This window comes from Chlorogloeopsis sp. ULAP02 (genome assembly GCF_038404745.2).
Classification (GTDB): Bacteria; Cyanobacteriota; Cyanobacteriia; order Cyanobacteriales; family Nostocaceae; genus Chlorogloeopsis.
Genome location: NZ_JAYKTT020000051.1, coordinates 15,126 through 27,940, shown reverse-complemented (window position 1 = coordinate 27,940; position 12,815 = coordinate 15,126). Strand labels below are relative to the sequence as shown.

Sequence of the window (12,815 nt, the reverse complement as noted above, 5' to 3'; positions counted from 1 at the left end):
GATGCATTCTTGTAACCAACTAGAGCAAGCATGGCAGGATAGCGCACTTGAGAGCATTATAAATATTGTCAAAGCACCTGATGGGGATTTTGAGAGTATTGGCAAACTCGCAAATTCCCTCAGTGATCAGCATGGCTTGCACAAAGTAATTGAATTTCTCTCTAGTATCCCACAAGGAAAACAAGCATTTCAAAAGCGTATTAGGCTGGGTGATGTCGATCTGCAAAAACTCTATCGTTTGCCTGCCAACACATTAGGATATGCCTATGCTAAACATATGCTTGAAAATAATTTGAAACCTTTACAGGCAGGGCAAGTAGAGAATGATTACCAATTTTTAGGAGTGCATATTACCGAAACCCATGACATTTGGCACATCGTCACCGGGTGCAATACGGATATTTTGGGAGAAATCCAATTAGAAGCTTTCTATGTTGCCCAGCTATACTTTACGCGTTTTTGGTTGGCACTATTAGCTAAAAATCTTGTCAAAGCTGTTATTTATGATATTGAAGTTTCGACAAAATACATGGATGCGATCGCCAAGGGATGGCTGATGGGAAAACAGGCTAAACCTCTGTTTGGCATTGAATGGAATTTGTTGTGGGAACAGCCACTAGAAAATGTTCGTACCTCATTAAACATCATTCTTCCTGAAACTTAAAAGCTCATACCAATGCGTGGATTTTGGATTAAAACTATTAATTAGTAGGCTAGTCCAGAGTTTTGAAACAAGACTCCCACTCGCCAATTTGGTGTTAGTAGTTATTCTCCCCCTCTTTGTGTCTCCTCTCTACCTCCTAGCTTCTACTCACATATTCAGCTTATTCACCAAAAACAGATGAGATAAGCGCCATTACAGCATAAACTTTTTGATGGTAAAGCTGACAAAAGAGGTTGCTGTGACTAAATTTCTATTTGTAACAGATTTAGATAATACTCTCGTAGGCGATGACAAGGCTTTGTTGGAATTGAACGATCGCTTACAAAGGCATCGTCAAGAACACGGTACCAAAATTGTGTATGCGACTGGGCGATCGCCAATTTTGTATCAACAATTGCAAGAAGAAAAAAATCTTTTAGAGCCAGATGCCCTGATTTTGGCTGTAGGAACAGAAATATATATCAACGGCAGCAATACTTTTGATTCAACCTGGGCAGAAAAACTTTCACAAGGATGGGACAGAGAATTGGTATTATCTATTACTGATAATTTTCCGGATTTACAACGTCAACCAGATTCAGAACAGCGTCCATATAAGGTGAGTTTCTTCCTAAATCAAGATGCTGCTGTAACCGTTTTATCCCAGTTAGAATCAGAATTACGGAGCAGTGGACTAAATATAAAGTTAATCTATAGTAGCGGTATAGACCTTGACATTGTGCCTCACAGGAGCGATAAAGGTCAGGCAGTACAATTTCTCCGTCAAGAATGGAAATTTTTAGCAGAGCAAACTGTCGTCTGTGGTGACTCTGGCAATGATATTGCTTTATTCGCCGCAGGCAACGAACGAGGAATCATTGTCGGGAATGCTCGCCCAGAGCTACTCGAATGGCACAATGAGAATCCTGGCGATCGCCGCTACCTGGCAAAGAATTTCTGTGCGGGCGGAATTATTGAAGGTTTACGATATTTTGGACTCATAGAATGATTAGCTATCTTAAAGGTATCGTCGCAGGCATCCAGAAACATGGCGGTAATCGCTATATTCTCACTCTCGAAGTCAATGGTATCGGGTATGACTTACAAATTCCGGCACGAATGGCACAGCAGTTGCCAGAGTCGGGAGGCGAAGTACAAGTATTTACCCATTACCAAATTCGAGAGGAGATGCCATTTTTATATGGCTTTGCGTCGCCTGGAGAACGTGATGTGTTTCGCCACTTGTTGAGTGTGAGTGGCATTGGTGCAGCTTTGGCGATCGCCTTATTAGACACTCTAGAATTACCAGAATTAGTTCAAACAATTATTACTGGCAACATTCAATTATTAATTCAAGCTCCTGGCGTCGGCAAAAAAACTGCCGAGCGCATCTGCTTGGAGTTGAAAAGTAAGTTGATTGAATGGCGCAAAACAGCAGGATTTTTCGTCGCTACGGGTGGCCCTGCACCAGGTATTCTTGAGGAAGTACAAATGACTCTGTTGGCATTGGGTTACACTCCCAGTGAAGTCAGCCATGCCTTACACGTAGTGGGCGAAGATATTGGATTACCTAAAGATGCCTATGTAGAAGACTGGATTAAACAAGCGATCGCTCATCTTAGTAGTAGCGAATGTAGTCATTAGTAGGGGCGAGTTTATTTAGATATTTCATGATCCTAGAGAGATTGTTGTTAAAACCCGCTCGTACAGTGGTTAGTAGTTAGTGGTACTTCTCCTCTGCCTCTGGTGCTCCCTTGTCCCCTTGTCTCCCCCCTCGTACTCTCTCCTGCTAAAACATGGCTGCTGATCCTTACGCTTGGATAGAACAATCTCTAGCAACCATTCACCGTGCGGATTGGTATCGTTCTGTACAAACGATTGACGGGCATCCAGGTGCCACAGTGCTTTTAGAAGGACGAGAGGTAATTAATTTTGCCAGTAATGATTATTTGGGTTTAGCAGGCGATCAGCGTTTAATAGCTGCCGCAACTGCTGCTATTCAGGCATTTGGAACTGGTAGTACTGGTTCTCGATTACTCAGTGGACACAGAAAATTACACAGAGAATTAGAGGAGGCGATCGCATCCCTTAAGCAAACAGAAGATGCGCTGGTTTTTAGTTCGGGTTATTTGGCAAATTTAGGGACAATAACTGCTTTAGTTGGAAAGCGAGATTTAATTTTAGCTGATCAGTACAATCATTCCAGTTTAAAGAATGGGGCAATTCTCAGTGGTGCAACCATAATTGAATTTCCTCATTGTGAGATTTCAACTTTAAAAAATGAGTTACAACGAGTGCGGCAAGACTACCGACGCTGCTTGATTGTTACCGATAGCGTCTTCAGCATGGATGGGGATTTATGCCCTCTACCTGAACTGTTGGAGCTAGCTGAGGAATTTAGCTGTATGTTGCTAGTTGATGAGGCTCATGCTACTGGAGTTTTGGGAAAAACTGGTGCAGGATGTGTAGAACATTTTGGCTGTACTGGCAAACAACTCATCCAAATTGGAACTCTGAGTAAAGCTTTGGGTAGTTTAGGCGGATATGTAGCCGGAAACGCCACCCTGATTGATTTTTTGCGAAATCGCGCCCCAACTTGGATTTATACCACTGCTCTTTCACCTGCTGATGCAGCGGCAGCATTAGCAGCAATTCATATAGTACAAAAAGAGCCACAACGCCATGCCCAACTCTGGCACAATGTAGCCCAATTAAAAGAGTTGATGCAAAAACACTTACCAAACCAAAAATTGCTACCTTCAGAATCACCCATTCTTTGCTTGCAATTACTGAGTGCTGCCGATGCACTTCAAGCATCACAATATCTCAAATCTGCTGGTATTTTTGCCCCTGCAATTCGTCCCCCCACCGTTCCCACAAGTCGGATACGTATTTCTGTAATGGCAACTCACGAAGCAGCCCAGATCGAGAAATTAATACAATCCCTTCACAACTGGCTTGAAAATAGGGGCTAGGTGCTAGCCCCTAGTTCCTTTACCCTACTGCTTTTTCACAGGTTCAACTTTTACTTCCACCTTCACAGTCTTGATACCTTGAACTTCCTTTGTCAAAGGTTCAACTTTTTTGAGATCTGCTTGTGAAGGAACTGTTCCTTTAACAGTGACAGCACCATTTTTATTATCTACAGCTTCTAACTTACTACCTGGCAATTTCTCTTTCAAATGTTTATTTACCGTAGATGTGAGATTGCCTGTAGGTGCTTTAGAAGTAGTCGTTGTTTTCTTTGCAGTTTGACTAGTCTGACTAGCATTTTTTGCTGGCGCTTGTGTAGTTTTAGGAGTCTCTGAACCTGTTTTATTAGCTTCTTGTTGACAACCAAGTGTACCAACTAACATAATAGCAGTCATCAAAAACGGGATTAGCCCTTTCATTTTTTTACTCCTGATTAGATATTTGAGGCGATGAAATTTATTTGGTTTTGAATTTGACGTTGAGGAGCAAATCTAAAAATGTCAAAACAAACATGACATAAGTAATGAACAATACACTTATGTAGCTCAAAATCTCAGCTAAAATAACTTCTTGCTACCGAAAATATTTCATTCAGTTTACAGAAGTTCTGCTTTAACTGTAGTTAGACTACCAATGAGTACAGATGTGCAGAGATTAACTATTTTTAACTTGACTTAGACTCAAGTGCCTCAAAGCTACATCATGTCATCTCATGAAGGTGATTTTGATGTTATCAAATTTAAATCTGTTTCGCACATCTTTTTCAATACAAATTACACTCTCAATAATAAATTAAAGATAAAATTTTTAATTCTAAAGAATAATTCTTTGATGCTTGTAAATTAGTGACTTAGCTTTTAGTTTTCTTAAGATTTTGGTGTAATTTAGATAGACATACCTGCGTAGTGTCTAGAAAATTACAAAGTATAATTTCCTTAGCTTTTCTATAAATAATAAATTCACATCTTTTGTAGGCGTCAAATCCTCGTTACCAGATAGAACCTGGTAACGATAATTAATGTGGGAGTAATTTTAACTATGCATTAGTATCTAAAAGTTAAAGGCTAATTGCATTACTTCAATAAGTGTAGCAATTAGCCCTTGCTCAATTATAATTACTTGGAAGGAACAAAACTTACTCAGTCCTTGTTATGGTTAATTTGGTGCAGGTGTGGCTGGAGCAACCTTAACATTTTTAACATCTACATTTTTGACACCCTTAATTTCTTGTGCCAAGGTAGGAACTCTATTTAGTTGCTCTTGAGTGGGAACTGTTCCAGCAATAGTGACAACACCCTCTTCTGCATCAACTGTTAGCTGACTAGCTGGTAAATTTGCCTCTAATTTACCGCGAACCTCACTTTCAAGATCTGCATCGGCTCTGTCTGCATCGCCACCAGTAATGTTGTTACGTTGCTCTCTTGCCCGAATATCAGATTCAATTTGATCTTTACGAGTGTCGCTAACAGCGTCTTGTTGGGTTTGTTGAGCTGTGTCTTTGGTTGGGGCGTTGACGTTTTCATTAACGTTGCTGGGAGCTTCGGTACTAGTTCTAGAGTTAGTTTCGCAAGCTGCCACACCCACAACCAGTACACTACTAATTAGTAACGGAATGAGTTTCTTCATTTCTTTTTGTTAGTTCAAAGTTTTAGCGATTAATTAACTTATGTGCAAGTTTGAGGAGCAAATATTGACAAATCAATCATTCAGTCATGATTTAGAGTTATGAGTTATTGTCAAGAACTCTATATTTTTACTAAATAGTTTCATCTCGACGATCAACAATGATTACCTTGGGATCGTTAGTAGTAACGCTGCGAGTGGTATCTACTGTGGAAGTTGCAGGATTCATGTAGTCACTGCGGCTAGTAGCATCGGTAGCATTAACGGTAGGAGTATTATAAATACCAAACTCCTCAATACCCCGATTTCTGAGAATAGTTTCAGCACGTTGAATTTCTAAGTCTGTACCTTCTACTATGACTAGATAATCTCCACGGGAAATGCGATCATTGTAAACTCTAGCTCTTTCTTCAGGAATTCCCAAGCCAATCAGCGCTCCGACTAATCCACCAGCCGCCGCACCAATACCAGCACCGGCAGCAGTAGTAGCCAAAGCTGTAGCTATTTCTCCTGCAAGTAAAATCGGGCCAACACCAGGAATTGCTAAAGTACCTAAACCAACGAGCAGACCAGTCAGTCCTCCTAATATACCACCTGTAACTGCTCCAGCAGCGGCTCCTTCATCTGCTTTATTGCCAATATTTTCTTGAGTGTCAACACCACCAATGCTACCGGTGCGATCTGCGTCTTTGGCAATTACAGCAACCTTATTCATGTTAAAGCCAGCATCTCTAAGTTCAGTAAGCGCATGTTCGGCGTCACGTCGGTTAGAAAATACCCCAACTGCACGCTGATGCTGGTGTTGTGCTACAACCATTTGACTTCTCCATCAATTGTTTTTGTGCTTACATTATTGTTTTCCCTTTTTTGGAATCGAATTTCATCGTTCGCAAGGATAAACAGCTGCTCTATCAATCGATGGGTTATTGTCTGTGAAAATGGGGCATAGACGACAGAGGTAGTACAACTGGAGAGATGGTATATGGCAATAAGTGGGGTGAAAATTATTTTAGTAGAGCCAGCAGGTCCTTTAAATGTAGGATCTGTTGTACGGGTAATGAAAAATTTTGGATTCAATCAGTTGGTGTTAGTTAATCCTCAATGCGATTTTTTAGGGATTGAAGCAAAAAAAATGGCAGTGCATGCCTGGGATATTTTAGAATCAGCCGTATTAGTAGCAACATTGCCAGAAGCATTGCAAGGATGCAGGCGAGCGATCGCTACAACTGGTATCACCCATCATTGGGAAGCACCATTGGAAAACCCCTGTACCGCACTCCCCTGGTTATTAGAAGAAATAGGGCAACCCGCAGCTCTGATTTTTGGTAGAGAAGACAGCGGATTAACTAATCAAGAATTAAATTATGCCCAACGCTTTGTTCGCATTCCCACTAGTTCCAGCTATTCATCACTAAATTTGGCTACTGCTGTTGCTATTTGCTGCTATGAACTAGCAAAAGGAGACATGGGGAATGAAGAGGACGCGGGGACGCGGGGAGGTGGGGACACGGGGAATATTTTTGATAATTTCTTCGCGTCTGTTCGCACTGCGTCTGATTCCGATCTCGCACCTTTGGATGTTGTGGAGGCATACTACCAGCAATTAGAATCTCTACTGCTAAAGATTGGATATCTTTATCCCCATACAGCAGCTAGCCGTATGGAAAAATTTCGCCAACTTTATAATCGTGCTCAATTACAAACTAGAGAAATTTCTATGTTACGAGGAATTTTGCGACAGGTAGAATGGGCATTAAAGAACAAAAGCGATCATGAAAATTCATAATTAATCGCTTACCATGTACGCACCTACCCTCCCAAATCTTTTTAGTATGGCTTAAACTAAACACAAAATCTAAACCAAAAGCACAAAAGGATACACAATAAAAATGTAGTCAGAACAAAGAATACAGAACACGGAATTCAGAATCTAGAATATTCTGAGTTGTAACTTCCTTTTCCGAAATCCTGATAGCTAAGTTCTTTTTTAGTAATTCAAGCTCAAGTCTTACCAAATTAAGTGTGTTTGTATATACTTTATTAGCAGCATATTTAAGGAGAAATTATAGTGAAAAAATATAGAAATACAAGTTGGCTTTTGCTTTCAAAAACCTTTAGAAATTAACAAAAATATATTTTCACCCACCTGAATAAAGCCTCAAAAGTAATTGCTATATTGTGTAGTTTATATCACCTCTATAAAATTGTATGCAAACCAAAACCTTCATAACAGGTTTATCGCGGCGTCAACCCGCCAAAGAACAGCGCCAACGTCCCCGTAAAGGGCAAAAGTCGGGGCGTCAACAAGTAAAAGTATCTAGTCAGCAGCAGTCTACCTCTCAAGGTAAAGCCGTACAAATGCGCCCAGAAGCTAATCGTCCCCTTACTAATGCTAATGCCGCAAAAGCACGACCGGGGGTAATAGTGCCAGCAACAATCAAACCCAGCCCAAAGGCACACAAGCAAATACCTCCCTTAAAACCTAGTAACGTAAAAGTAAAAACTTTAGGGATGCGCAAGCAAGCACCGCTCAAAAAAATCGGCTCATCCCGAAAAACACGGCTAAAGCCTATGGCAAGAACTATTCTGTATGCTTTACGGTTATTAATTGTGGGAGTTGGTATCGGCGCGATCGTGGGAACAGTCTTGTCAATTTTAGATCCTGCTACCCGTACTTCGACACAGGGAACATCAAATAATCCCAGGCAAATGCAAACACAGCCAAATCCAACTCCTACAGCAGCAGTTTCTGGCTTATCGTTATCACAGGAAATTACTCCATTAAAAACAGCGATCCAAAGTTTAGTAGCTAGCAATCCAAATCTGACGCCAGGGGTTTTTGTAGTGGATTTGGATAATGGTGGTTATGTAGATGTGAGCGCCTCCTCAAGTTTTCCCGCCGCCAGCACTATTAAAATTCCAATTCTTGTTGCTTTTTTCCAAGATGTGGATAGTGGCAAAATTCGCCTAGATGAATCACTAACAATGCAAAAGGAAATGGTTGTAGGTGGCTCTGGAGATATGCAATTCAAACCAGCGGGAACTCAGTTCACAGCGCTGGAAGTTGCAACGAAGATGATGACAATTAGCGACAATACGGCAACAAATATGCTAATAACCCGTATGGGTGGTATTGAAGCTTTAAATCAGCGTTTTCGTAGTTGGGGTTTGACAACCACAACCATTCGCAACCCACTTCCCGATTTGCAAGGTACTAACACGACTAGCCCCAAAGAATTGGGAAATTTGATGGCGATGGTAAATCAAGGCAATTTAGTAGGCATGATTTCACGCGATCGCATCCTTGATATTATGCGCAAAACAGTCAGAAACCACCTTTTGCCAACTGGTTTGGGACAAGGCGCAACAATTGCCCACAAAACTGGGGATATTGGTACTATGCTTGCAGATGCGGGTTTAGTTGATTTGCCTACGAACAAGCGCTACATAGTTGCAGTCATGGTGAAGCGCCCTAACAACGATCCGCGTGCTGAGAAATTAATTAGCTCTATTTCTCGTACTGCTTACCAACAATTAACTCAAGTTGCTCCCATGCCTACAACTGGTTATCAATCTCCTGTCATGGCACCTACAGTCACACCAACAAGCACGCTGCCACCAAATACGTATCAGTCTCCAGTTCTAAATCCGTCTTTACCAAATAATATGGGCAGCACCATGCCTCCTCTTAACAATAATTATCAGTCTCCACCAATGATGACTCCTCAGCAGTATTATTATCCTTATCAAAGATAATAATACTGCTTGTTTTGGATGGGTCATAGCTAATAGCTAAATGGACAAGTGAAAATAAACATAACTATATTATGAAAAGTAAACGCGCCTAGAACCCTTACCAATGACTGATGACAAAGGACAAATGACGTTTTGAAATTTGAATTTGAAATCTTGAATTGCTGATGGCATCTATTACACCCTCGATCCAATTTTTTGCTGGCATTGACGAACAACTGAGCAATGTCAGCTTACGACGCGGTCGCACTTCTGGCAATCGTAGTGTCTTAATGATTTTTAATCAATTAAAAGCCATAGAAGGATTAAACAGCTTCACGAAACAATCCTTAAATTCTATGCGTTTAACTGATGAAGAAGGTGAAATTAACGTCACTCCTTCTTCTGTGCAATTTGTGTTTGGGGGTGCAGAAGGTGATGAATTACAGCGTGTCGAGTGCAAATTTGAAATAGAACAGGATGACTATTGGGACAGATTTATGCGATTTATGCATCGTTACGCCGAGGCAAATGATATGGCGTATGGAGAATCGCAACCATAAAATGCCCTTCAGATTTTGATTTGGATGTTTAGTCTGATTTGGCGATCACATTGGTCGTAGAGTTAAGCGTGGATTGTTCAGGACGGTAATGAACTGGTACGTTAATGCAGATTGCAATGGTGCTGCTAACATCATCCGTAAAGTAAGTATAACACTTGGACTAGATTTAAGTGGAGTGTCTAGGGGTGTTTTGACTCATCCCACCCGGATCTATATCTGGGTGACAGCTAAAAGAAAGGCGAGCTTCGTGGCTTCAGCCCGTTGCGTAGCATCCTTTTAGAATCCCCTCGGCTTTTAGCCAGGGGAGCAGTCAACTTTCGCTGTTGTCTCATCTATGTGAATTATCATCGCTTCACTCGACACATAGAAGTGCCACTTTTTCATTGTATGAAGAAAACAGGCGGTGAAAAATCAAGCGATCGCCTGCCATGCAATAAAGAAAGCCAGTGGTGATATACCACTGGCGAATAGTATCTTGGAACAACACAGGATCGCGCCGAGATCCTGTATTATTGAGAATTCCAGAAAAATAACTTATCGTAAAGTTATATACAACTTTTATGCAACGCTGTACTAAATATTTGCAGAGATTCTGTTGCACTAAGTTAGCGATCGCGAATTTTGGAATTAGACTTATTGATTAATATATCAATAGTTTTTTTGTGTTGTTTATTAAAGTTTAATAACTCCAAATAAGCAAAAGGAATTACTATAGGCCATAAAATACTACCTATTACCAAAATTGCACCGGAAAAAGAGCGTTGTACTAAGTTCATTTCTTCATCTTGTAAAAAGAAATCGAGCCACACAGTAAAGTAACAGTAAGCCATTACTAGATAAAATATGATAGCTAAGTAATAAAAAAAAGTTTGCAGCATAATTATAATTTAGATTATAATTCAAATTAATGCTAAGTTTAATTAGCCTCAATCAAGAAAGTAAAAAAACTGATTATTGGCAATTAAATAATTTAAATGTGCTGAAATCAGCAATAATAGCTTAGATTTGTTTATAGTTTGCTAATTATTCACTACGTATGAAACCCTCTATAGTTTTAGAAAATCCTGACATTATCTCTGATATTAATAATTCCAAATAATTATCTTATTGTAAATGCATATGCAACCTTTATACAACATAATTTTGAATGTCTAATTATTATAGATTTGAAGTAATTTTATGAGAAAAAACTTTCAACAAAGAGAAAAACAATTAGATAAATTACTAAAATTTATACATTAGTTACCGTGGTGAGTGATAATATAAAATCTAGTTTTTCAGAAAAGGATTATATTCTGAAGATCAATGTAATTTTCATAAGATTTTTAACTTAGAGATTAAAATTTGTAGTTAGTAAGTGAAATTAATAAAAACCTTGAGTAAAAAATTTAAGTTCCAGTCGCTTTTACATAAATAACTTTTAATAACAGAACTGCAACCTATTTAAAAAGTCAGGCATATTACATAGTTCATGAAAAAATATTATTGAAGGCTCTTGTATACAAATACTTTTCCTCACAAGTTCCTCAAATTTTTCTCTTAACCTCAAAGATGGAGCCAAATCAGTTATGGCACAGGAGGCAGGTAGAAGATGGATTTGACTGAGCTACAAGAGATAGCAGAGCAAGAACGCCAGTCTCAAAAACCAGTACAAATTCGCTGTTGTCTTGCTGCTAGTTGCCTGTCTGCTAATTCCGAAGCAGTGAACAAACGGCTTGAGGAAGCAGTCAAAGCATCTGGTTTAGAGAACCAGGTACAAGTTTGCGGTGTGGGTTGTATGCGCTTGTGTTGTCAAGGAGCTTTAGTTCATGTAGCAAAACAAAATGAACCAGAAAGTTTGGGCAAACTCTACCAAAAAGTTACCCCAGAGAATGCACCTGAAATCATCGCTGCTCTCAATGGGAAACAGACAAATGTTCAGCAAGGAGATTTAACACATCCATTTTTTGCGAAACAATTGCCAATAGTCTTAGAAAACAGCGGTAAAGTTAATCCCGATCGCATCGAATCTTATATTGCAGCTGGAGGCTATCAAGCACTTTACCATGTGCTGCGGGAGATGAGTCCGGTTGAGGTAGTGGATACCATTAACCGCAGTGGTTTGCGGGGAAGGGGTGGTGCTGGTTATCCCACTGGAGTGAAATGGGCGACGGTTGCGAAAGCCAAAGGAGAACGCAAGTTTGTGATCTGCAACGCCGACGAAGGCGATCCAGGAGCATTTATGGATCGCAGCGTTTTAGAAAGTGATCCTCATCGCGTACTGGAGGGAATGGCGATCGCTGCCTATGCGGTGGGTGCAACTCAAGGCTATATCTATGTCAGAGCAGAATACCCCATCGCTATCAGTCGCCTGCAAACTGCGATTCGTCAAGCGCAACGCTTAGGCTTATTGGGAAGTCAAATCTTTGAGTCTCCCTTCGATTTTAAAATTGATATCCGCATTGGTGCAGGGGCTTATGTTTGTGGTGAAGAAACCGCTCTGATGGCATCAATTGAAGGTAAACGCGGTACACCTCACCCCCGCCCACCTTATCCTGCCGAGTCTGGTTTATGGGCATATCCCACCCTAATTAACAATGTTGAAACCTTTGCCAATATCTCACCAATTATTCGTAAGGGTGCTGAGTGGTTTGCTAGTATCGGCACAGAAAAAAGCAAAGGTACAAAAGTTTTTGCACTTGCAGGTAAAATATACAACACAGGATTAATAGAAGTACCAATGGGAACTACACTACATCTAATAGTAGAAGAATTAGGTGGTGGTGTCCCTGATGGAGGAAAAGCCAAAGCTGTGCAAACTGGTGGCCCTTCAGGAGGATGTATCCCTGCCTCAGCTTTTGATACATCGGTAGACTACGAATCCTTAACTGCACTGGGTTCGATGATGGGTTCCGGCGGCATGATTGTCATGGATCAAAGTACCAACATGGTAGATGTTGCCAAGTTTTTCATGGAATTTTGTATGGATGAATCCTGCGGCAAGTGCATTCCTTGTCGAGTGGGTACAGTGCAACTATATCGGTTATTAACCAAAATTCGGGAAGGTAAGGCATCTGTTGCCGATTTAGAACTTTTGGAAGAACTGTGTGAAATGGTAAAAAACACTAGTTTGTGTGGATTAGGGCAATCTGCACCGAATCCAGTGTTTAGCACCTTGCGTTATTTCCGAGAAGAGTATTTGGCGTTGATTAAAAAAGCAAATTTTGTTTCTATTCCTACACGATCGCCTTGATTAGCTTTCAAATGTGATCGCATTCGATTGAGCAAGCAAATACTGAAAC

14 protein-coding genes are annotated in these 12,815 nt (G+C 40.4%); 9 read left to right on the top strand and 5 right to left on the bottom strand.

Annotated features, from left to right (window positions below):
* From U2718_RS17990 to bioF, 4 genes are all read left to right on the top strand, one after another.
* The coding region (locus tag U2718_RS17990) for a Coq4 family protein (protein WP_342001852.1) at positions 1-664 on the top strand (664 nt) is incomplete at its 5' end.
* Between the two features lie 238 nt (positions 665-902).
* The gene (locus tag U2718_RS17985) at positions 903-1,652 is read left to right on the top strand and encodes a sucrose-phosphate phosphatase (RefSeq protein WP_342001854.1); all 750 of its coding nucleotides are present in this window, start codon (positions 903-905) and stop codon (positions 1,650-1,652) included.
* Complete coding sequence (gene ruvA / locus U2718_RS17980) at positions 1,649-2,287, top strand: Holliday junction branch migration protein RuvA (protein WP_289793027.1); 639 nt, start codon at positions 1,649-1,651, stop codon at positions 2,285-2,287. The genes U2718_RS17985 and ruvA overlap by 4 nt, the downstream gene beginning before the upstream one ends.
* Positions 2,288-2,439: 152 nt before the next feature.
* A complete protein-coding gene (gene bioF, locus U2718_RS17975) occupies positions 2,440-3,618 on the top strand; it encodes an 8-amino-7-oxononanoate synthase (protein ID WP_342001857.1) in 1,179 nt (392 codons plus the stop codon).
* Positions 3,619-3,642: 24 nt separating this feature from the next.
* Here the strand turns inward: bioF and U2718_RS17970 are convergent, their stop codons facing one another.
* The 3 genes from U2718_RS17970 to U2718_RS17960 all read right to left on the bottom strand — a co-directional run bounded on the left by U2718_RS17970 (position 3,643) and on the right by U2718_RS17960 (position 6,056).
* Positions 3,643-4,035 (bottom strand): BON domain-containing protein, encoded by a 393-nt coding sequence (locus tag U2718_RS17970; protein WP_342001859.1) that lies wholly within the window; start codon positions 4,033-4,035, stop codon positions 3,643-3,645.
* A 736-nt stretch (positions 4,036-4,771) separates the two neighbouring features.
* Entirely contained in the window at positions 4,772-5,242 is a 471-nt protein-coding gene (locus U2718_RS17965) for a BON domain-containing protein (RefSeq protein WP_342001861.1), read from the bottom strand.
* Between the two features lie 130 nt (positions 5,243-5,372).
* On the bottom strand, positions 5,373-6,056 hold the full coding sequence (locus tag U2718_RS17960; protein ID WP_342001863.1) for a general stress protein: 684 nt from the start codon (positions 6,054-6,056) through the stop codon (positions 5,373-5,375).
* A gap of 165 nt (positions 6,057-6,221) precedes the next feature.
* Here U2718_RS17960 and U2718_RS17955 point away from each other — a divergent pair, with 165 nt between their 5' ends.
* From U2718_RS17955 to U2718_RS17940, 4 genes are all read left to right on the top strand, one after another.
* Positions 6,222-7,025 carry an RNA methyltransferase gene (locus tag U2718_RS17955; protein ID WP_342001865.1) on the top strand — a complete coding sequence of 268 codons (804 nt, stop codon included), beginning with the start codon at positions 6,222-6,224 and terminating at the stop codon, positions 7,023-7,025.
* A gap of 422 nt (positions 7,026-7,447) precedes the next feature.
* Entirely contained in the window at positions 7,448-8,995 is a 1,548-nt protein-coding gene (locus U2718_RS17950) for a serine hydrolase (protein WP_342001866.1), read from the top strand.
* 164 nt (positions 8,996-9,159) lie between these two features.
* A complete protein-coding gene (gene psb28, locus U2718_RS17945; RefSeq protein ID WP_342001868.1) occupies positions 9,160-9,534 on the top strand; it encodes a photosystem II reaction center protein Psb28 in 375 nt (124 codons plus the stop codon).
* An 88-nt stretch (positions 9,535-9,622) separates the two neighbouring features.
* Positions 9,623-9,814 carry a hypothetical protein gene (locus U2718_RS17940; RefSeq protein WP_342001870.1) on the top strand — a complete coding sequence of 64 codons (192 nt, stop codon included), beginning with the start codon at positions 9,623-9,625 and terminating at the stop codon, positions 9,812-9,814.
* A gap of 72 nt (positions 9,815-9,886) precedes the next feature.
* On the opposite strand, the gene U2718_RS17935 is transcribed toward U2718_RS17940, so the two are convergent.
* On the bottom strand, positions 9,887-10,135 hold the full coding sequence (locus U2718_RS17935; RefSeq protein ID WP_342001872.1) for a hypothetical protein: 249 nt from the start codon (positions 10,133-10,135) through the stop codon (positions 9,887-9,889).
* 4 nt (positions 10,136-10,139) lie between these two features.
* Positions 10,140-10,412, bottom strand: a complete 273-nt coding sequence (locus U2718_RS17930; protein ID WP_342001874.1) for a hypothetical protein — start codon at positions 10,410-10,412, stop codon at positions 10,140-10,142.
* A 713-nt stretch (positions 10,413-11,125) separates the two neighbouring features.
* Between U2718_RS17930 and nuoF the strand changes: the two genes are divergently transcribed.
* Entirely contained in the window at positions 11,126-12,766 is a 1,641-nt protein-coding gene (gene nuoF / locus U2718_RS17925; RefSeq protein ID WP_342001876.1) for an NADH-quinone oxidoreductase subunit NuoF, read from the top strand.
* The last annotated feature ends 49 nt before the right edge of the window (positions 12,767-12,815 follow it).

Bases quoted from the DNA above. Each gene is read 5' to 3' on its own strand.
- ruvA (WP_289793027.1), top strand. From the start codon at position 1,649: ATGATTAGCTATCTTAAAGGTATCGTCGCAGGCATCCAGAAACATGGC.
- bioF (WP_342001857.1), top strand. From the start codon at position 2,440: ATGGCTGCTGATCCTTACGCTTGGATAGAACAATCTCTAGCAACCATT.
- U2718_RS17970 (WP_342001859.1), bottom strand. From the start codon at position 4,035: ATGAAAGGGCTAATCCCGTTTTTGATGACTGCTATTATGTTAGTTGGT.
- U2718_RS17965 (WP_342001861.1), bottom strand. From the start codon at position 5,242: ATGAAGAAACTCATTCCGTTACTAATTAGTAGTGTACTGGTTGTGGGT.
- U2718_RS17960 (WP_342001863.1), bottom strand. From the start codon at position 6,056: ATGGTTGTAGCACAACACCAGCATCAGCGTGCAGTTGGGGTATTTTCT.
- U2718_RS17955 (WP_342001865.1), top strand. From the start codon at position 6,222: ATGGCAATAAGTGGGGTGAAAATTATTTTAGTAGAGCCAGCAGGTCCT.
- U2718_RS17950 (WP_342001866.1), top strand. From the start codon at position 7,448: ATGCAAACCAAAACCTTCATAACAGGTTTATCGCGGCGTCAACCCGCC.
- psb28 (WP_342001868.1), top strand. From the start codon at position 9,160: ATGGCATCTATTACACCCTCGATCCAATTTTTTGCTGGCATTGACGAA.
- U2718_RS17940 (WP_342001870.1), top strand. From the start codon at position 9,623: ATGAACTGGTACGTTAATGCAGATTGCAATGGTGCTGCTAACATCATC.
- U2718_RS17930 (WP_342001874.1), bottom strand. From the start codon at position 10,412: ATGCTGCAAACTTTTTTTTATTACTTAGCTATCATATTTTATCTAGTA.
- nuoF (WP_342001876.1), top strand. From the start codon at position 11,126: ATGGATTTGACTGAGCTACAAGAGATAGCAGAGCAAGAACGCCAGTCT.